At 57.1% G+C, this 19,860-nt stretch carries 18 protein-coding genes; all 18 read left to right on the forward strand.

What is annotated here, in order from left to right; all coding sequences use genetic code 11:
* Positions 1-646: 646 nt before the first annotated feature.
* The 18 genes from HMPREF3044_RS00300 to yajC all read left to right on the forward strand — a co-directional run bounded on the left by HMPREF3044_RS00300 (position 647) and on the right by yajC (position 19,802).
* On the forward strand, positions 647-1,213 hold the full coding sequence (locus HMPREF3044_RS00300; protein WP_232621837.1) for a copper resistance CopC family protein: 567 nt from the start codon (positions 647-649) through the stop codon (positions 1,211-1,213).
* Between the two features lie 139 nt (positions 1,214-1,352).
* Positions 1,353-2,009, forward strand: a complete 657-nt coding sequence (locus HMPREF3044_RS00305) for a copper chaperone PCu(A)C (RefSeq protein WP_005389858.1) — start codon at positions 1,353-1,355, stop codon at positions 2,007-2,009.
* 84 nt (positions 2,010-2,093) lie between these two features.
* A complete protein-coding gene (locus HMPREF3044_RS00310) occupies positions 2,094-3,356 on the forward strand; it encodes a Dyp-type peroxidase (protein ID WP_070738901.1) in 1,263 nt (420 codons plus the stop codon).
* 529 nt (positions 3,357-3,885) lie between these two features.
* The gene (thrS, locus tag HMPREF3044_RS00315; RefSeq protein ID WP_005389862.1) at positions 3,886-5,955 is read left to right on the forward strand and encodes a threonine--tRNA ligase; all 2,070 of its coding nucleotides are present in this window, start codon (positions 3,886-3,888) and stop codon (positions 5,953-5,955) included.
* Complete coding sequence (locus HMPREF3044_RS00320) at positions 5,948-6,505, forward strand: HIT family protein (RefSeq protein ID WP_196793931.1); 558 nt, start codon at positions 5,948-5,950, stop codon at positions 6,503-6,505. Before thrS ends, HMPREF3044_RS00320 begins: the two co-directional genes overlap by 8 nt.
* A 2-nt stretch (positions 6,506-6,507) precedes the next feature.
* Complete coding sequence (gene pgsA / locus HMPREF3044_RS00325; protein ID WP_005389865.1) at positions 6,508-7,152, forward strand: phosphatidylinositol phosphate synthase; 645 nt, start codon at positions 6,508-6,510, stop codon at positions 7,150-7,152.
* 401 nt (positions 7,153-7,553) lie between these two features.
* On the forward strand, positions 7,554-8,363 hold the full coding sequence (locus HMPREF3044_RS00330; RefSeq protein WP_005389866.1) for a phosphatidylinositol mannoside acyltransferase: 810 nt from the start codon (positions 7,554-7,556) through the stop codon (positions 8,361-8,363).
* A 212-nt stretch (positions 8,364-8,575) separates the two neighbouring features.
* The gene (locus HMPREF3044_RS00335) at positions 8,576-9,727 is read left to right on the forward strand and encodes a glycosyltransferase family 4 protein (RefSeq protein ID WP_070738902.1); all 1,152 of its coding nucleotides are present in this window, start codon (positions 8,576-8,578) and stop codon (positions 9,725-9,727) included.
* On the forward strand, positions 9,724-10,422 hold the full coding sequence (locus tag HMPREF3044_RS00340) for a hypothetical protein (RefSeq protein WP_070738903.1): 699 nt from the start codon (positions 9,724-9,726) through the stop codon (positions 10,420-10,422). Before HMPREF3044_RS00335 ends, HMPREF3044_RS00340 begins: the two co-directional genes overlap by 4 nt.
* Before the next feature lie 259 nt (positions 10,423-10,681).
* Positions 10,682-11,608: a pyridoxal 5'-phosphate synthase lyase subunit PdxS gene (pdxS, locus tag HMPREF3044_RS00345; protein WP_005389870.1), complete on the forward strand. Its 927-nt coding sequence runs from the start codon at positions 10,682-10,684 to the stop codon at positions 11,606-11,608.
* A 585-nt stretch (positions 11,609-12,193) separates the two neighbouring features.
* Positions 12,194-12,913, forward strand: a complete 720-nt coding sequence (locus tag HMPREF3044_RS00350; RefSeq protein WP_231286052.1) for a pyroglutamyl-peptidase I family protein — start codon at positions 12,194-12,196, stop codon at positions 12,911-12,913.
* Complete coding sequence (locus tag HMPREF3044_RS00355; protein ID WP_005389875.1) at positions 12,897-13,760, forward strand: acyl-CoA thioesterase; 864 nt, start codon at positions 12,897-12,899, stop codon at positions 13,758-13,760. The genes HMPREF3044_RS00350 and HMPREF3044_RS00355 overlap by 17 nt, the downstream gene beginning before the upstream one ends.
* A 4-nt stretch (positions 13,761-13,764) precedes the next feature.
* Positions 13,765-14,400, forward strand: coding sequence for a pyridoxal 5'-phosphate synthase glutaminase subunit PdxT (gene pdxT, locus HMPREF3044_RS00360; RefSeq protein ID WP_005389876.1), 636 nt, complete (start codon positions 13,765-13,767; stop codon positions 14,398-14,400).
* Between the two features lie 339 nt (positions 14,401-14,739).
* A complete protein-coding gene (locus HMPREF3044_RS00365; RefSeq protein WP_005389877.1) occupies positions 14,740-15,498 on the forward strand; it encodes a YebC/PmpR family DNA-binding transcriptional regulator in 759 nt (252 codons plus the stop codon).
* A 480-nt stretch (positions 15,499-15,978) separates the two neighbouring features.
* Positions 15,979-16,647, forward strand: a complete 669-nt coding sequence (gene ruvC / locus HMPREF3044_RS00370; protein WP_005394121.1) for a crossover junction endodeoxyribonuclease RuvC — start codon at positions 15,979-15,981, stop codon at positions 16,645-16,647.
* Between the two features lie 314 nt (positions 16,648-16,961).
* Positions 16,962-17,564 (forward strand): Holliday junction branch migration protein RuvA, encoded by a 603-nt coding sequence (ruvA, locus tag HMPREF3044_RS00375; protein WP_005389879.1) that lies wholly within the window; start codon positions 16,962-16,964, stop codon positions 17,562-17,564.
* Between the two features lie 156 nt (positions 17,565-17,720).
* Positions 17,721-18,818, forward strand: coding sequence for a Holliday junction branch migration DNA helicase RuvB (gene ruvB / locus HMPREF3044_RS00380; protein ID WP_005389880.1), 1,098 nt, complete (start codon positions 17,721-17,723; stop codon positions 18,816-18,818).
* A gap of 579 nt (positions 18,819-19,397) precedes the next feature.
* Complete coding sequence (gene yajC, locus HMPREF3044_RS00385) at positions 19,398-19,802, forward strand: preprotein translocase subunit YajC (RefSeq protein WP_005389881.1); 405 nt, start codon at positions 19,398-19,400, stop codon at positions 19,800-19,802.
* The last annotated feature ends 58 nt before the right edge of the window (positions 19,803-19,860 follow it).

Raw genomic sequence — 19,860 nt, forward strand, 5'->3', positions numbered from 1 at the left:
GCGTTTCATTGGCCCGTGGCAAACAGGGCAGTTCGGTCTTGGTGTACTCATTCAATAAGGATCGAATACTGCCATTAGCACATTTGGACCGGGAAGTGGTGGAACCCGAAGGATCAGCCCCGGACGCCCTCACGCCGAGAGCGTAACATCAATGTTTCACCAGCCCACAGAGTAAAAACAACTCTAATTAGACACACGTTTTGGCGCTTAACCCGGGGGGTCTAGCTTCTGCCTGCCCATCCAGATCCTCGGAAGGGTTAGGAATCGGAGTGTGGGGGATCTTGGTGGAATCGATGGCGCGGATCAGGAGTGAGGTCTGGAGCCTTCCTCGTTAGGTGGAAAGGGTAGATGGGGATGGGTAGTGCATCTTCTATACGTTTTGAATTTCAGATATGTTGGGCCTTACTTGTGAAAGGTGAGGCGGGTTCTCTAGGCTGGTGTTTGGTTGGTATAACCAATACATAGGCAAGACTGTTTATCTCGGAATAAGTGATTGGTTGGAGTGAAAAATACGCGGTGCGATTGACCCCAAAAGGGGGTCATTGGAACTTAGCTGGATATTTCTTCGACTAATTGGGGTGACTGGAAAGTGACCCCAATCACTGGATTCGGGCCTTCCGGTCGATGAGAAAGGATGTACATACACGTGGCTTTGGTTCAGGACGCTTTCCTGCGGCTCGGTGCAATTGCAGTGGCGACACCACTGATGCTCGGTGGATTCGCTCCACTCGCGGCAGCTCATGATGTCGTCATGCACGCAACGCCCGAGGATAAGTCTGTAGTCGAAGAGTTCCCACACGAGATCGTGCTGGAATTCTCTGGCATCCCAAAGCCGAACTTCAATACCGTTGCAATTTCGAACTCCGACACAAAGGAAGTACTGTTCACTGGTCAACCTGACCTGGACAAACAATATGTATCTCTGAAGATTCCGGAGGATATTGACCCCGGTCCGGGTAACTATCTCGTTGGCTACCAGATCACCTCGTCGGATGGTCACGCCACCCGTGGCGGTACGACTTTTTCGGTTGGTGATCCCAATGCGGCAGCAAGCGAGACATCCGATGACCCAGCTGGCGGTGCCACAACTGTGGCGACCGCTAACACGGAATCCACTGACAACGGTGGCATCCCCGTGTGGGCGTGGGGACTCGGTGCAGTACTTGTTCTCGTCATCGTGGGAGGTGTGGGCTTCGCCCTCACTCGAAAATAGCGGACTCGCTGTGGACAGCAGGCGGGCAAAAGCAGCGCTTTCTCGTCAGTTGAGTAGCGAATTGATGTTTAACCCACATGTGCGCGTGTGCGTGTGTGTCACGTGTTGATAGGCCTTAAGGCGAAAGGAAAATAATTACATGAAGATTCAGGTTTCTCTCGTTGCAGTGGCTATGGCAGGAGCCATGGCACTCGCAGGTTGCTCCTCCACCGGCGAGAGCGCAAGCACCACCGCAGCTGACAACACGACGGCAGCAACCTCGACGGCTGTGAAGGCTAGCGACGAGAAATCCGCAGATGCTCTTTCATTCGAGGAGGCATTTGTGAAAGCTAAGCCTGAAGGCAAGGATATGACCGGCATCTTCGGTCACCTCGTGAACTCCTCCGACAAGGACATCCACATTGTCAAGGTGTCCGGGTCAGTCGATGCCAAGATGTGGCAGCTGCATGAGATGCAAGGTACCACCATGGTTGAGATGGAAGACGGCTTCGTCGTTCCTGCCGGTGGATCCTACGAGCTGAAGCCCGGTGGCAGCCATGCCATGATCATGGGCTACAGCCCGGAGATTGCCGCTGGCGACTCTCTCGATGTCACCTTCGAGGATGCCGACGGTAACAGCTACGAGTTCAAGGACATCCCGGTGCGTGACATCCAGTCCGGCATCGAGAACTACGGTCCGGATGGACAGGCTCAGGTGGATAACGGCATGGAAGACATGCACATGAATCACGAGGGTGGAGACATGGGCCACGGTGAGCACATGGAGCATGGCGACCACGCCGATTCCGCAAAGTAACGTTCACAATTTTTCCCATCAATCCAAACGGTCTCGCTGTACGAGCGTCGCGTGGCTGTTTATGAAGAGAGTGAGTAAGTAACAATGGCGCATGAGGACACTCATCATTCGCTTAGTCGACGCGGCTTCCTTGTCGGGTCTTCGGCACTCGCTGGTTCAGCACTGGCTGCTCCCGCATTTGCCAAGGATTCCTTGGACAAGAAAGCCAAAGAACAGGACATCACCGGGGACGGCCCAAATTCTGACATGCCTCTGAAGAACACAGAGGTGGAATTCGAAGGCGAGCACCAGGCGGGTATTTCCACCCCGCCCCAAGCGTTTGCCAACGTCTTAGGGTTCAATCTGTACCGTGATGTCAAGCGTGATGATGCTAAGCGTCTCTTGCGTCTGTGGACAGAGGATGCTCGACGGTTGACCACCGGCAAAACGCCGGTGGGTGACCTCGAGCCTGAACTCGCATGGACCCCCGCGAACCTCACGATGACGTGCGGGCTGGGGGAGCCATTCTTTGACAAGCTTGGACTAACAGATCAGAAGCCGAGCTGGCTGCATGACATCGACGCGTTTTCCAAGGATAAGCTGGAAGATGAATGGGGGCAGACCGATATCTGTGTGCAGATTTGTGCAGATGATCCGATTACCCTGGCCCATGCAACCCGACACTTCATCCGCTCTTCCGTTCGCTATGCCGAGGTGAAGTGGCTGCAGCACGGCTTCCTCCACGCCTCCGGAAGCGTCGAGAAGGGGGCAACGGGCCGTAACCTGTTCGGCTTTAAGGACGGTACGGTGAATCCCTCCTCCGATGAGGAATACGCTGACCAGGTCTGGATTGACGAAGGGCCGGATTGGGCGAAGGACGGGACGTGTCTCGTCGTTCGCCGTATTGCCTACAACATGGATGAGTGGGAGAAGCTCGACCGTGCTTCCCGCGAGATGGTCTTCGGGCGCACAATGACTGAAGGCGCTCCGCTGTCCGGCGGCGACGAGTTCACGCCGGCTGACTACAAGAAGACCGATGAGCTTGGACTTCCGGTCATTGATCCGATGAGCCATATGGCGCGGGCGGTCAATCCAGATGACGAGCCGAACCAGAAGTTGAAACGCCGGGCGTACAACTATGATCTGCCACCGGTTCCCGGAGACATTGATCGATCGAATTCCGGTCTTATCTTTATCTGCTTCCAAAAGAACCCTGAGGAGCAGTTCACGGCCATCCAAAAGAGGCTTGACCAGGCTGATCGACTCAATCAGTGGACTACGCATATCGGCTCTTCCGTGTACTTCTGCCCGCCAGGTGTGGGTGAAGGCCGCGACACGTACTGGGCTGAGGGACTACTTGAGTCATAAGCCTTCGAAGGCGATGAGTTGATGAGGTGCATCGATGTGTAAAGCATATCGGTGCACCTCGGTCTGTGTGGGGTCGACCAACGTCCGCTTGCCAGAAGCAACGCGCAGAGGTGGCACGTCGTCGTGCCTCTACGGGACAGTCCATGCTCATGTTGTGTCATGTCTAGGGCATTGACTTATGCTGATCTGTGGGGATCTATGCGGCCCTTTGAGGACCTATGGGGGCGGAGATCCGCTGTGGGGCGGAGCCATTGCGATGCGAGGCGATGCAGTGGGGGGATGCACCGACCGGCGGGCATACTCGTGCGCTGTCGGCCCCGAATAATCATCTCTTTATAAGGCCGGTACAGCGTTGTCCACGGTTGGGGAGTACGATGACACCAGCTCTGCTTTCAAACGTCGACAAGCAACCACGAGGAAAGCGCACGTTGCGTAACTACCGTGCCAGCGTGGCGTCGGAAAGCCTGGGCGACCTTCCTATTACCAGGGGAGGGGAAACAGAAAATGCGGGTGACGTTGCCGGCCAGGTATGTCGGTGCGCACCCCCAACATGAAAGTGGAATCCACTGTGACTGAATTTTTGGTGCCCGCTGGCGTCCCCGCCGGCAAGGCTATGCGCGAACTGGATCTCCCATCCAAGGGACCTGACGCCGTCGTTTGCGTCAAGACCGCGGAGGGTGACCTCAAAGACCTGTCCTTCACCCCGGAGGTAGACACGACGATGACCACAGTCATCGCCGCATCCGATGAGGGGCGCGGAGTCATTCGTCACTCCGCCACACACGTAATGGCGCAAGCCGTCCAGGCCGAATTCCCCGGCACGAAGCTCGGAATCGGCCCGGCTGTAGAGAACGGTTTCTACTACGATTTCGGCACCGAGCGCTCCTTTACCCCTGAAGATCTGAAGAAGATCGAGAAGCGGATGAAGAAGATCATCAAGACCGGCCAGCGTTTCGAGCGCTTCGCCTGGGAATCACTTGATGAGGCACGCACCGCAATGGCGGAGGAGCCGTACAAGCTGGAGCTCATTGAGGATAAGTCCAAGGGGACCGTCCTCGATGAGGCTGCCGATGTGGACGCTCACGGTGAACTCACAGGCTACCGCAACGTCAACCCGCGGACGAACGAAACCGAGTGGTTCGACCTCTGCCGCGGTCCGGCACACGTCCCCACCACCCGCTACATTCCAGCGTTCAAACTTCTGCGTTCGTCCGCTGCATATTGGAAAGGTGACCAGTCCCGCGACGGCATGCAGCGCATCTACGGCACCGCCTGGGAGTCTAAGGAGGCTCTCGACGATTACCTCACCATGCTGGAAGAGGCAGAAAAGCGTGACCACCGCCGTCTTGGCCAGGAGCTGGATCTGTTTAGCTTCCCTGACGAGATCGGCTCAGGTTTCCCGGTATTCCACCCGGACGGAGGAATCATCCGCCTGGAGATGGAGGAACACTCCCGTCGCCGGCACCTGGAGAATGGCTACTCCTTTGTGAACACGCCTCACATCACCAAGGGCGACCTCTTCCAAAAGTCCGGTCACTTGGACTTCTACGCGGACGGAATGTTCCCGCCCATGCAATTGGATGGCGAGTACGACGAGGACGGCAACTGCACCAAGCAGCCGCAGGACTACTACGCCAAGCCGATGAACTGCCCGATGCACAACCTTATTTATGCTTCCCGTGGCCGTTCCTACCGTGAGCTGCCGCTTCGCCTGTTCGAGTTCGGCACCGTGTACCGCTACGAGAAGTCCGGCGTGGTGCACGGCCTCACCCGTGCCCGCGGCTTCACACAGGATGATGCTCACATCTACTGCACCGAGGAGCAGCTCGAGGACGAGCTGACCGGCGTATTGAACTTCATTTTGAGCCTGCTCAAAGACTATGGCCTCAATGACTTCTACCTAGAACTCTCCACGAAGGATCCGAACAAGTTCGTGGGATCTGACGAAATCTGGGAGAAGTCCACGGCGATCCTCGAGCGCGTAGCCAAGGCCTCCGGGCTTGAGCTTGTTCCTGATCCCGCCGGCGCAGCTTTCTATGGACCGAAGATCTCCGTTCAGGCTCGCGACGCCATCGGTCGTACGTGGCAGATGTCCACGGTGCAGTTGGACTTCAACCTGCCCGAGCGTTTCGAGTTGGAGTACACCGCCTCTGACGGCTCCAAGAAGCGCCCGATCATGATCCACCGCGCACTGTTTGGCTCCATTGAGCGTTTCTTCGGTGTGCTTCTCGAGCACTACGCCGGTGCGTTCCCGGCTTGGCTCGCCCCGCACCAGGTCACCGGTATCCCGGTTGCCGACGAGTTTGTCGATTACCTGGAAGGTGTCATCGGCAAGCTGAAGGCGCAGGGAATCCGCGCCGAGGTGGACACCTCGGATGACCGGATGCAGAAGAAGATCCGCAACCACACGACGGGCAAGGTCCCGTTCATGTTGCTGGCTGGTGCTCGCGACCAGGAGGCCGGGGCTGTCAGCTTCCGCTTCCTTGATGGTTCCCAGGTAAACGGTGTTCCTGCGGACAAGGCTGTAGAAATCATCACGTCGTGGGTCCGTTCCCGCAAGAACGAGCAGCCCAGTAAGGACACCATCAACCTTGACTAGTGGTGAAGAAGCGAGTCGTTCTGACCGGTTGGAGCGCCTGTGGGCGCCCTACCGGCAGAGCTACATCGTCAATGATGATCGCAAGAAGGTGAGTGATCCTTTCGTGGTTATCCCGGAGATGGAGGACCGCGAAGGCCTCATCGTCGCTCGTGGCACAACCTGCTACGCGGTGATGAACAAGTTTCCGTACAACGCCGGTCACCTCCTCATCGTCCCTTTCCGCAAGGTGGCGGACTTGGAGGAGCTAACTGAGGATGAGTACCGGGAGATTATGGATTGGGCGCGCGTCGCCGTCCGCGTGATCAAAGAGGTCAGCTCACCCGATGCGATGAACGTTGGCTTCAACCTTGGTCGCGCATCTGGCGGTTCCGTCGGTGAGCATCTCCACCTGCACATCGTGCCACGGTGGTCGGGTGACTCGAACTTCATGACGATCATCGACGCAACCAAGGTTCTTCCGCAAACTCTCCAGCAGACCCGTGATCTGCTCGCGCGCGCGTGGCACGACGCGGAGTGGGCTCCCGGTGACGTGGTGTTGGGGGAGGAGTAGCTGTGCTCAGCGTTCATGGACGAAAGCCTGCGCGCGTCATAGTTGAGCCCGTTGCTGACCTTGCTCTCAGGGCGGGACTGACCCCCAACACGGTGACCGTCGTTGGGGCGGTATTGACCACGTTGGCGGCTGTTGTCCTCATTCCTACTGGGCACCTTGTGGCAGCAGCGGTCGTGTCTGGTTTGTTTTCTGCCTTCGACATGATCGATGGCACCATGGCCAGGCGCAGCGGTGGCGGTACGCGGTTCGGTTCAACGCTTGATGCTTCATGCGATCGGATCACCGACGGCGCACTCTTTTCCGCCATCATCTGGTGGGAGGTGTTCGTCGCCGGGACGGATCGGGCGACTGTTGCCGCCACCTTTGTGGCCCTGATTGGTTCCCAGGTGACGAGCTACGTCAAGGCGCGTGGCGAGGCAAGCGGTTTCCGGATGGTCGGTGGACTCATTGAGCGCCCGGAGCGGCTAATTATCGGCTACCTTGGCATCGCGCTAGCTGGTTTCGGTGTCCCTTGGGGCTTCGAGGTCGCAATGTGGGTCTTGGCTGTTGGCTCTGTGTGGACTGTCATTCAGCGACTCATCATGGCGTCCCGCGATCCGCTGGCCGGCAAGATGAGTGCCCCTCCGGCCGGTGCCGAGGATCAATAATCTCGAACCGCTGGAGACCTCAGGTTGAGCCCTCCCACTCTGCTGAGTGGGAGGGTTTTCGTTTTCTGAGGGTTCAGGCTTGTCGACGATTACGTGATCGGTGGCGTCTGCTTAGTCACGCGCCTTGTAGCTTGTACGCCTGACTCCGATCCACATCACTGTTGCCGTCGGGATAGACCCCGTGGGCGCCGTCGGGGATAGGAACCCTGTGGGCGCCGTTGGGGCAGTTGTGCGGATGGGGCCTCGTTCCAGCTTCAGTGCACGCGCTGATTGCAAGGCTCTCAAGGGAAAAGCGATCTCTAATTACCAGAACAGAATCGGGCGGAAACACAAGCTGATAGGTTGGTAGGGTGAACTCCAATGGAAGAAAAACCAGTCTAATTCCGTTGTTTTGGCGGTTAGTGAAAAAACACGAATGGACGGCGGCTGGTTACGTTCTCGGTTGGTCCGTTGTCTCCCTGCTGCCAGAATCGTGGGGCCGGGCACTCTTTCGGTTCGCTGCGCGCCGCGTGGGCGGTAATGCACAGTTGGAGAAGAACCTGACTCGCGTGCTAGGCCGTCCCGCCTCTAGAGAAGAAGTACGACGCGGACTGGAGTCGTATGCCCGTTACTGGTATGAAGCCTTCGCTCTCCACAAGATCGTTCCAGATACCCTCACCATCGAGGGGATAAACAACCTCGACCGTGATCGCGGTGCCATCATCACGCTTACCCACAGTGGAAATTGGGATTTGGCCGGTGTAGCCCTCGTGCTCGAAGTAGATGGCTTCTCCACCGTTGCCGAGCATCTTCAGCCCGAAGAGCTCTACCAGGCCTTTGTCTCCTACAGAGAGGAGTTGGGCTTCACGGTGTATCCGCACGATTCTCACCCGCTCACGAATCTTGAAAAGGATGTATCGAGTGGCTCTGTCGTGGCCATGATGGGGGAACGAGATCTGAAAGGCCGCGGTGTAGCCGTTTCATTTTTTGGGGAGGCAGCGACCTTCCCGGCAGGGCCTGCTGTGCTCGCTCAGCGCACAGGGGCACCGCTGCATGTTGCAGATGTCTACTTCACAGGCTCCGGCTGGGGTCTCTCGTTGCGGCCGGCGATTCCTGTGACGACAGTTGAAGAGACCACGCAGCGCATTGCCGATGAATTTGAAGAAACGCTATCCGCTCACCCCACCGATTGGCATATGCTACAACCCGTGTGGCTTGCGGACAGGACATAGCCGGATAGGCACGGGACGGATAGGGGAAGCCCGACGAACCTTGCCGAAGCTCGCTGCAGCCCACTGAAGCTTATCGATTCCAACGAAGCCTACCGAAGCTGGCTGCAGCACACTGAAGCCAGCCGAAGTCCCGCAGGTCAGGTGATAGGTGGTGGTATTACGGATGGTGGCGCGCCGAAACCTCAGGTTTTGTGACTAGAGTTAGTTCAATCATGCGTGTCGGAATTGTCTGCCCCTATTCTTTTGACGAACCAGGTGGCGTCCAAAACCACGTGCTCGAGCTGGCGAACACCCTCATCGCCTCCGGGCACGATGTTCGTGTACTCGGACCGTGTTCTCCCTCCACACCACACGTTCCCTCGTTTGTGACCCGTGGTGGAGCAGCAATCGGGGTTCCCTACAACGGATCAGTAGCCCGCATCGCCATTGGACCCCATGTCACGAGAATAACGAGGCGTTTCATCGAAGATGGGGGGTTCGATGTGCTCCATATTCACGAGCCCAATTCACCCAGCTTCTCGATGGAAGCACTACGGCTTGCCCACGGACCAATCGTCGCCACCTACCACGCATCTGCAGAAAAATCTTTCCTGCTCAAAGTCGCGCAGGCGACTTTCCTCACTCCGATGTTGGAAAAGATCGGGGGCGGAATTGCCGTTTCGGACATGGCCCGGCAATGGCAGGTTCAGCAGCTCGGAGGTGACCCTGTAGCCATCCCCAACGGAATCCATGTCCAAACCTTTGCAGAACAGACGCACCGTACGCAGCCTCGCCGTCTTGCGTTCGTAGGGAGGCTCGATGAGCCTCGGAAAGGCCTCGACATTCTCCTCGGTGCCCTGGAACAGATCAATAATCAGGACGGATGCGAGTATCACCTTGACGTAATCGGGGGCGGAAAACCCCGACAGTCCACTCCTCGGATTACCTATCACGGCCGGGTTACCGATGAGGAGAAGGCGCGACTTTTGGGTGAAGCGAGCATCTTCATCGCACCGAATACTGGTGGCGAGAGTTTTGGTATCATCTTGGTTGAAGCGATGGCCGCTGGGTGCGCCGTCGTTGCCTCGGACATTCCCGCTTTCCGTGCAGTACTTGGAGATGCCGGGCTCACCTTTGCCAATGGGAATAGTGGCGCATTGGCCCGAGTCCTTCAGAGGCTGTTGCACGATCCAGATCTGTTAGCTGACCTTCGTGGACGAGGGGAGAAACAGGCTGTGCAGTACGACTGGTCTGTTGTGGCCAAGAAGGTGCTGCAGGTGTACGAGACGGTGGCGGATGGTCACCCCGTGACATGCAAGCCACTGCGACGTTATCGTCCGAGCTTCCTGCGACAGCTGCAGCCCGGGAAGGGGAACCGAGCATGAGTCACGCAGGTGTTCTTCTTCTCGGAGTCATCCTCACCGCCGTTTTCTTGTGGTGCTACTTCACCGCCCAGCGCCTCAATCGCTTGCATATTCGCATGGATAGAGCCCGCGACTCGCTGGAGGGTGCACTCAACCGGCGGGCAGCTGTCATCGGGGCGCTGTATCCGTCACTGACCGCGCAAGCGACGGCACTCGAGGATATTCCGCTCACGTACGAGAATTTTTCTGATCGTAGAGCCGCTGAAAATGAGCTCCTGCGGCGACTCCCCGCTTCGGTTTCAGGTGACGGGTTCCTCGTAACTGATAGCAACGAGGCATCCATGGTTAAGGAGGAAACAACGACAGGGGAGGAGCCCCCGACTAAGGAGACCGCCCCGCCAAAGGAGACCACCCCGCCTAAAGAGACCACCCCATCGGGGGAGGGCACCTCGATAGGGGAAGAGACAGTCGAAAACGACGTGGCTGCGGTGAGAAAAGTACGCACAGACACAGTGCTCAATGCAGAGTCTGCTGTGACCGCAGAGGCGGCCGAGGGGGCGAGAGCACTAGTGGCTCTGTCGGATGCGAACGTTCGCGTTCATCTCGCCACGCGGTTCTATAACCAGGCAGTGACAGATACGCGCCATGTGAGGCACCGCCCGCTGGTTAAACTCCTTCACCTTGCTGGAAATGCACCCAACCCCGCCTATTTCTAACCGTGGCAGCGCGCCTCACCGTTGAGCTCCTCCTTTCCCCAGTCGACTGTGCCGGCTACCGTGCCTAGCTACGTGAAGGTGAGACGGAGCGTCGACAAGCCCCGGTCTTGTCCGCCGGAAACCGTGTGCTTTCGGGCACTTCAACTGGTGAAAAGCCTGCATCCATCTTCAGTTCAATTTTCTCGTCGGAATTGGTTTTCTAAAAGTTAACCTGGGATTCATGCAGCCGCTATGATTGGTGGGGGATTCCGGTCTCAAGATGACTACGAAAGAAGGAGATCTAGTGTCTGATAATCAGGCTCAAACCGAACACGGTACCGCTCGCGTGAAGCGCGGCTTGGCTGAAATGCTCAAGGGCGGCGTCATTATGGACGTTGTCAACCCGGAGCAGGCCAAGATTGCTGAGGATGCCGGCGCTACTGCCGTGATGGCTCTCGAGCGTGTTCCTGCCGATATTCGCGCCGAGGGTGGCGTGTCCCGCATGAGTGACCCGGACATGATCGATGGGATTATTGACGCGGTCTCTATTCCGGTGATGGCGAAGGCTCGTATTGGCCACTTCGTTGAGGCACAGGTTCTCCAGTCCCTGGGCGTTGACTTCATTGATGAGTCTGAGGTGTTGACCCCTGCGGATTACAAGAACCACATCGATAAGTTCCAGTTCACCGTGCCGTTCGTATGCGGTGCAACCAACCTTGGTGAGGCACTGCGTCGCATCAACGAGGGTGCTGCGATGATCCGTTCTAAGGGTGAAGCAGGCACGGGCGATGTGTCCAACGCTGTCACCCACATGCGCACCATCCGCGCGGAGATCAACCGCCTGTCCTCTATGGCTGAAGATGAGCTTTATGTTGCGGCTAAGGAGCTCGGTGCACCGTATGCTCTTGTCCGCGAGGTAGCTGAAAACGGCAAGCTCCCCGTCGTGCTCTTTACGGCTGGCGGTATCGCAACGCCTGCCGATGCTGCGATGATGATGCAGCTGGGCGCCGAGGGCGTATTCGTCGGTTCCGGCATTTTCAAGTCGGGCGATCCGGAGAAGCGCGCAAAGGCTATCGTCCAGGCCACGCAGAACTACGATGATCCGGACACCATCGCTCAGGTGTCCCGCTCGCTGGGTGAGGCCATGGTGGGCATCAACGTCGATGACCTGCCTAAGGATCACCGCCTGGCTGACCGCGGCTGGTAGTGAGCGCCATCTAACAACCAAGCCCATCCGGTTTGATTTTGCCCCTTATGGGGGCAAATCCGGGTGGGCATTTTGCTGGGCAGGGTGCCTCGTTTCGGGCTGATCACATTCTAAAGTACGTAGTTGTTCCCATGCTGTGGGCAGACCAAGGAGCCTGCACAGCTCGTTTCGCGTCGGGGACGAGAAACACAAAGAGGAAACAACAGGTCATAGCCACGTTTACGCTAGTGGCGCCAGGCGCTCTGGTGGTGCCAGCTACGATGCAGACCGCTGTGGCGGTGGCTCAGGTAGCAGTGCGGGCAGACTCAATTGGTGAGAGCAATGGGCGTAGGAATCCAGGCTGGGATTTACATGGGTACACGTAGTGCTGAGGCACAATAGGGGGTAACCGCAGCGGAGAGGGCTACCATCAGATGGGGTGCCCCTGTTCCATTAGTGAAATGGATGGTGCGGGACGCGTGAATCCATAGTATGGAGCGGCGCGGTTAGAGAATCGCTTGAATGAGCACCGCGTAAATTAATTCGGCACCGCTCACAAGCTCGCTGCCGCATCGCAGTCAGATCTGCGGATTAGAAGGATGAAAAGTGGCCATAATTACCGGTTTCGAACCATTTGGTGGACGGACAGAAAACGCCTCGTGGCGCGTGGCGGAACGCGTTGCGGGAACCTTCGCGGAGGAGGGGTTTGACATCCAAGCGAAACAGGTACCCGTGGAGTTTGATGCGATTGGCCCCTTTCTTGCGCATCACAGGCGCGAGACCATCATCAGCATTGGCGAGGCTGCTGTTGCAGATCGTGCCCGCCTGGAGATAGCGGGGCGCCTGTGGCAGCATGGCACAGACAATACCGGAAAGTACTTTAACCGCCCGCTGGCCTCCATCCTCCTTTCGCGGACCCACGAATCTCTAGTAGCTCGTGTGCAGGCAAACACGACGGGGAGTGAAACATCTCTCCCACAGCGTGAAACCAATGACGGAGCTCGGCGCCGATCCGGGGTACGGGTTCTCTACGACGGCCCTCGTCCACCGGCCGCAGTGATCGGCGAAAACGGACTCGAGTATGCGGTACGAGCACCTGAAAATGTAGTAAATCTTGCGCGTAAAGCCGGATTGGCCATTTCAAGCGACGCGGGGCTGTACATTTGTAACACAACGACGGCTCTCGGCTACGCGTTTTTGAATACGTTTGCGTTTCTTCACGTTCCTGCAGTTGAACCGTCAGAGAAAACACTCACTGCGGTCAGCGCGTTTGTCCGCTCCCTACTCGTACACGCACACGGAGGTGACCATGAAGTCCAAGATTGAGAAAACACTGAGCCTGGAGCGCATTGATACCGATATCTTCGTCGGTCCGATCGTCGAATCGCACTTCATCCGCACATTTGGTGGACAAATCGCTGCACAGACCCTTGTCGCGGCGACACAAACAGTGGACTCCGATCACACCGTCCACTCGCTTCACGGTTATTTCATCAGGCCCGGTAGGGCAGAGCTGCAAACAGTATTCCTTGTGGAGCGAATTCGCGACGGCCGCAGTTTCGTGTCCCGCCAGGTTAAGGCTGTCCAGGAGGGCAAACCGATCTTCATCATGCAGGCCAGCTTCCACCGACGGGGAGACACAGGCATTGAGCACGCGGACCGAATGCGTGATGTGCCCTCTGCGGACGAGCTCCCGGAGGGGCCACTCGAATCCATGAACGCCACATATCGCGCACTGCTCGAAGAATGGAGTGATTGGGACATTCGTGTCGTACCGCCGGATCGTTACCAGCACAACCCCTATACGCCATCTCAGCAGGTGGTGTGGTTCCGTGCGAAGGACAAGCTTCCCGACGATGAAACCTTCCATATCTGTACTCTGACCTACATGTCGGATATGACGCTGCTCCAGTCTGCTCTTGTCCCGCATCCGCACATTGATGTCCAGGAAGCCTCTTTGGATCACGCTATGTGGTTCTTGCGTCCCTTCCGTGCCGACGAATGGCTTCTTTATGACCAGGTATCGCCGAGTGCAGCAAATGGGCGAGCGTTGACGCAGGGTAAAATTTTCGATTCAGCGGGAAACCTCGTAGCTGTAGCCACGCAAGAGGGACTCACCCGCACGCTTAAAGATGGAACTTCGCCGGTTCCCATGACGAACTTGAAGGGATAACCCTATGAAAATTGGCATCCTCGCTGTACAAGGCGGAGTAGCAGAACACGAGCGTACGCTCCGGCAGGTGGCGGAGAAGTATCGGGATAACTCTGATTCGTCGTGGGGCAACCTCGAGATTGTGCTCGTTCGGCGGGCGGAGCATCTCGAGGGGATCAACGGTCTCATCCTCCCTGGTGGTGAATCGACAACGATGTCTCGTCTGCTTACCCTGTCTGGCATGGATACTCTCCTCAAAGAGGCGTTGGATGCGGGGCTGCCCGCCTACGGAACATGTGCAGGCATGATTTTGTTGGCTTCCAATGTTTTGGATACCCGCCCGGATGCAATCTGGCTCAGTGCCCTCGACATTACGGTCCGTCGCAACGCTTTTGGCCGACAGCGGGATTCCTTCGAGGCCGACCTTACGTTCACCGGAATCGACGAACCGGTTCACGCGACTTTCATCCGTGCCCCCATTGTCGAGGATGTTTCTGACAAGGTCGAAGTGCTGTGTCGCGAGCCAGAGGGACGCATTGTCGGTGTGCGTCAGGGGCGCGTTTTAGCTACGTCCTTCCATCCGGAAGTCAGCGGTATCACGGATGTCCACGAGTATTTCCTATCGATGTGTGAGGACGCGAATTTCACCTATACCGCCTAGAATGTGACCGCTGTCAGCCACGGTTGTTGCTGCCGAGGAAGGGCAACCGGCGCCGGGGCACTCCGAGGCCGCAAAGGGGTATTAGGATTCACCAACCGTTTTTTCGTCGGCCTTCCACCAGTGAGCGGGGGAATGAAGGTAGGATGGTGGCGATCACCGCCCCCGCCCTGCGGATCTAAAAGAGCCGCGAATGGAGGACAGCGCTGCGGAGCGTCGTGCCCTGGATCGTGTTCCTCCACCGGTTGATCGGTAACCTGTGGGGTGGGGTGTACGAACGAGTGCAGAAGGCACTCGTATAATAACTACGTTCAGTTAAAGCAACGGAAAGGATCCTGGTCTATGTCGGGTCACTCAAAATGGGCAACCACGAAGCACAAGAAGGCCGCCAACGATGCTAAGCGTGGCAAGGAATTTGCCAAGCTCATCAAGAACATCGAGGTAGCTGCCCGTACAGGTGGCGGGGACCCCGCTGCAAACCCGACCCTGGATGACATGATCCGCAAGGCCAAGAAGGCCTCCGTCCCGAACGACAACATCGAGCGCGCCCGCAAGCGTGGCTCCGGCGAAGAAGCCGGTGGCGCTGACTGGCAGACGGTCATGTACGAGGGTTACGGCCCCAACGGTGTCGCTATGCTCATCGAGTGCCTCACCGATAACCGCAACCGCGCAGCAACTGAGGTGCGCACGCGTATGACCAAGAACGGTGGCAACATGGCCGACAGCGGTGCCGTGAGCTACATGTTCTCCCGCAAGGGTGTAAGCACCGTGAAGAAGGGTGAGCTCACCGAGGACGATGTTCTCCTCGCCGTCCTTGACGCTGGCGCAGAGCAGGTTAACGATCTCGGTGAGATGTTCGAGGTTGTCTCCGATGCCTCCGACACTACCGCTGTGAAGGACGCACTTCAGGCCGCTGACATTGAGGTCGAGGACACCGATTCCGAGTTCCGTGCCTCCGTCGAGAACCCTGCGGATCTCGCAACGGCGAAGAAGATCCTCAAGCTCATCGATATTCTCGAGGAGTCCGACGATGTTCAGAACGTGTACACGAACATGGACATTCCTGAGGACGTTGCAGCCCAGCTTGAGGACGAAGATTAATCTCGCTTTCTGCTCCTGGTAACCGATGTCAGGTCCAGGCAGATGGGTATAGCAGGTCACCGTATATTCAGTGGCGGTGGCCTGCTTTCGTCATTGTTGGGTACCCCGTCGCCATGAATGTTCCTGGTGCGAATTCCGCTGGAGCATCTTTTGTTGCTATGGGGGATTGGTGCTTGTCGACGCTCCGCTGCCTAGGTTCTTGGTCTTGGTGCCGTCCCCGTTGGTTCTTGAGGGATAGCACGGTGCTGCCCCTAGCTCCACGCGACGGTGTGCGGACAAAGACTTAAGCACGCGGAATGCACACCCGCGAACACCGAATGCGGACCCACGAACATGGGATACTGACCCCGCGAACATGGGATACTGACCCGCGAACACCGGATGATGCGTTGTGTAGCAGTTGCAACGACATCGAGTGGCTCTCGTGTGCTACCTTATATTGGAACGTAAATTCGAATACACGGGAAAGAGTTTGTCAGGATGGAATCAACAGTGGGGCTCAGGGTTCTGGGCATAGACCCAGGTCTGACACGCTGTGGTTTATCCATTGTGCAGGCAGGGAAAGGCAGAACGGTCATTCCCGTCGCGGTCGGTGTGGCGCGGACACCATATAAATCATCCATGGGTGACCGCTTGAAGGAACTGTATGAGGCGATCACGGATTGGATTGCGGAGTACAAACCGGATGTCGTTGCAATGGAACGTCTCTTCGAGCGTGGGGAGGTTTCGACCGTTTTGCATACAGCGCATGCTGTAGGAGTGCTTATACTCGCGGCTTCGCAGGCGAATCTCGACGTGCACGAATACACTCCTTCGCAGGTTAAAAAGGCGATTACTGGTAACGGTCGAGCCGACAAGAAGCAAATGACTGCCATGGTGACGCGGATTCTGGGTCTTGAGAACCCGCCAAAGCCCGCAGACGCGGCCGACGCACTGGCTATCGCGATCACTCACTGCTGGCGTGCACCCCAAATTCTCCGTGAGGAAAAAGCGAAGGAGCAGCTTCGCAAAATGGGTATCGACCCAGATCGTGCAGCCGGACCGAAGGGCATGAACACGACGTACCACCCGCGCGTCGTGCCAACGCCTCAAGTGACTGGAGAATCTCTACGCGACCTCGGAGGGGCGCAGTCATGGGTGAGGCGTTGATCGATCCAATAAGACGTAGATCGGTGGCACCTGTAACCTGCGATGCCGGTGGTCATGTGTGGTATGCCGCGCTCGACGGCAGTATCAACCAAACTGCGGCACTGGTTAGGACGGGTGTGATCAGAGGTCAGCAGCAGACGTTGCGCCGATACGAGTCGCATCCAATATGTACAGATATCTAGCACAATGATGCACTTTGAATGCACAGTGACGTGCCAACTCTCCGCTGTGGTCGGGGCGTGGCGGAGTTCATAGAATAGTAAAAGTGAAAGTGGAGACGCGCGCTGCATGCGCGTCGAATAAAGGAGTAGTAGATGATTGCGTCCCTTCACGGTGAGGTTGTTGCCAAGTCGCTTACTGGCGGTGTCATCGAATGCGGTGGTGTCGGTTACGAGTTCCTCGCCACCGCGGCGACCCTTGCAGAATTACCGCTGGGGGAGGATGGTCGGGTTCTAACCACCATGGTGATCGGGGAGAAGGTTGTAACTCTCTACGGCTTCGCCCATGATTCGGAGCGCACAATGTTCTCGCAGCTGCAAGGCGTCCAAGGCCTCGGGCCGAAGCTGGCGCTTGCATGTTTGAACACGTATTCCCCATCGGAGATCGCAGTGGCTGTAGCCAACGATGATAAGAAAACACTGCAGGCTATCCCCGGAGTTGGCGCGCGCATGGCCGCGAAAATGACAGCTGTTCTCGACGGAAAGCTAGACGAGTTCATTGATTCGACCGCCACTACTTCGTCCGCCGCTGAACCAGTAACCGGTGGATCGGAAACCGTAGTTGCTGCCCTTGTTCAGCTCGGGTTCGATGAGGATTCCGCCAATCACGCTGCAGCCTGGGCAGAAGAGTCCAACCCAGGTGGCGACACGGGAACAAACCTTCGCCATGCTCTGCAGTACCTAGGTAAAAAGAAATAGCAGCAAGCGTGGTACTGACCGAATCGGTCGAGTGAAACTCGTGTTTTTACCGACTTTTTGTCTAGTCGGTGGACCGCAGGAACACCCTAGGCCGGAGATTCAAGATACAAAGATTCAAGATAGCTGTAAGGTCGAATAAGAAAGGGGGCTCATGCCATGGCCAATGTAGAAAAGACGGAGTTCGTATTACCTGGAGATGACAACGCTCCAGGCAATAACGTCGGTATCGGACGAAACCCAGAGTCGGCTGCCGTCAGCCCTGAGAAGCAGGAGACTGATCACGATTTAGAGGTGAGCCTTCGCCCGAAGTCTATCGATGAATTCATTGGCCAAGATAAGGTCCGTAAGCAGCTCCGCTTGGTGTTGGAAGGTGCCAAGAAGCGTGGGTCGGCACCGGACCACGTCCTGCTTTCTGGTCCGCCTGGTCTAGGCAAGACGACTATGGCCATGATTATTGCGCAAGAGCTCGGCACCTCGCTCCGCATGACGTCCGGGCCGGCTCTTGAACGCGCTGGTGACCTCGCAGCCATGCTGTCCAACCTCATGGAAGGCGATGTGCTTTTCATCGATGAGATTCACCGCATTGCGCGCCCTGCAGAAGAGATGCTGTACATGGCGATGGAGGATTTCCGCATCGATGTGATCGTCGGTAAGGGCCCCGGTGCTACTTCTATTCCGCTGGAATTGGCACCCTTCACACTCGTCGGTGCGACTACGCGGTCAGGGATGCTCACGGGCCCGTTGCGGGATAGGTTCGGTTTTACAGCGCACATGGAGTTCTATTCGCCCAAGGACCTGACCGCAGTGGTCCTTCGCGCAGCGAAGATCCTCGGAGTCAATATCGATAAAGAGGCCGCTGCTGAGATTGCCGGCCGTTCGCGGGGAACGCCACGTATCGCTAACCGTCTCCTGCGTCGTGTACGTGATTACGCTGAAGTCCATTCAGATGGCCACATCGACGTGGATGCCGCAAAGACAGCGCTTGTCGTGTTTGACGTGGATGAAAAAGGGTTGGATCGGTTGGATAGGGCTGTGCTCAACGCGCTTATCAAGGGGCATGGCGGTGGCCCGGTTGGCGTTTCCACTTTGGCCATCGCGGTCGGAGAAGAACCGTCGACAGTTGAGGAGGTGTGCGAGCCGTACCTCGTCCGCGCTGGGCTTATTTCTCGTACTGGGCGTGGACGTGTGGCAACGGCCGCAGCCTGGCAGCACTTGGGCCTGACTCCACCGGATGGTGCTCTCGGACTTTTCTGACACGTCTGGATCGAGGTCTCTTTTCGCTCCCTTTGGCTCGTGTTTCCTGTCTCAGGCTACAGTTCCTAGGTTCCATTTTCAGCTCTCATGTAACGTACTGTGGCTGATCGCCGGTCCTGTCTCTAAACTCGCCGGTTCTGCCAAAGTGACGGTGCAGGCCTCACACGGCAGAGCCTGAATACGGAGGCTGACGTTGGGGAGTCTATTTCTGCGTCGAAGGGCATTTCTTGCTTGAGTTTTAATTCTCTACTGCCGCTTTCGTTAGCTAAGCCCCAGATCGCATTGGTAAACGGAAGGAAGATGAGATTCCGTAACACCGGGGGAGATGTGTCCAAGTTCTTACGTGAAGCTGCTGCTTTTTGTGCGCTGCTGCTCTTCGTAGGCTGTTGGTCTTTGTGTGCTGCTGTTATTCGCCTAGAAGTCCCGCGAGAGAAAACTAGTTGGAGCAGTCAGTGCCACGTTGGTCCAGTACGGAACAGGGATGATAGTGGTGAATCTGGCGATATCTCCTCGTAGTAACTCTGGTCCGCGGGTGCCCTACGTTTCTCTTGTCGGCCGTTTTCTGGAACAATTCAGTTCATGGATCTCATTATTCTTCTCGTCATTCTTGTCATCTTTGCTGCCCCCATGTTCTTGATGCAGCGTAAGCAAAAGAAGCAGATGGAACAGCTCCGGAGCATGCAGGGGCAACTGCTTCCCGGCGATCACGTCGTGACCACCGCTGGCCTCCATGCTCTCGTTCATCTGGTGGACGAGGATGAGGTGGACCTCGAAATCGCCCCTGGTGTCATTACCCGCTGGGAGAAGATCGCCATTGTGAAGAAGATTGAGGACTCTCCCGAAGCCGCAAATAATGCCTTCATCGAGTCTCCCAAGACCGAGACGGAGGCCGCTGGTGGTGCAACGGAGCACACCGATGGATACGAGCGCCCACAGAGTTTTGGGTCCGATGCAGGTCGACCTGACGATGGCGACGCGCGCTAACCTCCGAATGGTAACCCCACCATCCCGTCTTGCACGAGCAGGTCTAGTCGGCTCATAG

The organism is Corynebacterium sp. HMSC073D01, from assembly GCF_001815555.1.
Lineage (GTDB): Bacteria > Actinomycetota > Actinomycetes > Mycobacteriales > Mycobacteriaceae > Corynebacterium > Corynebacterium glucuronolyticum.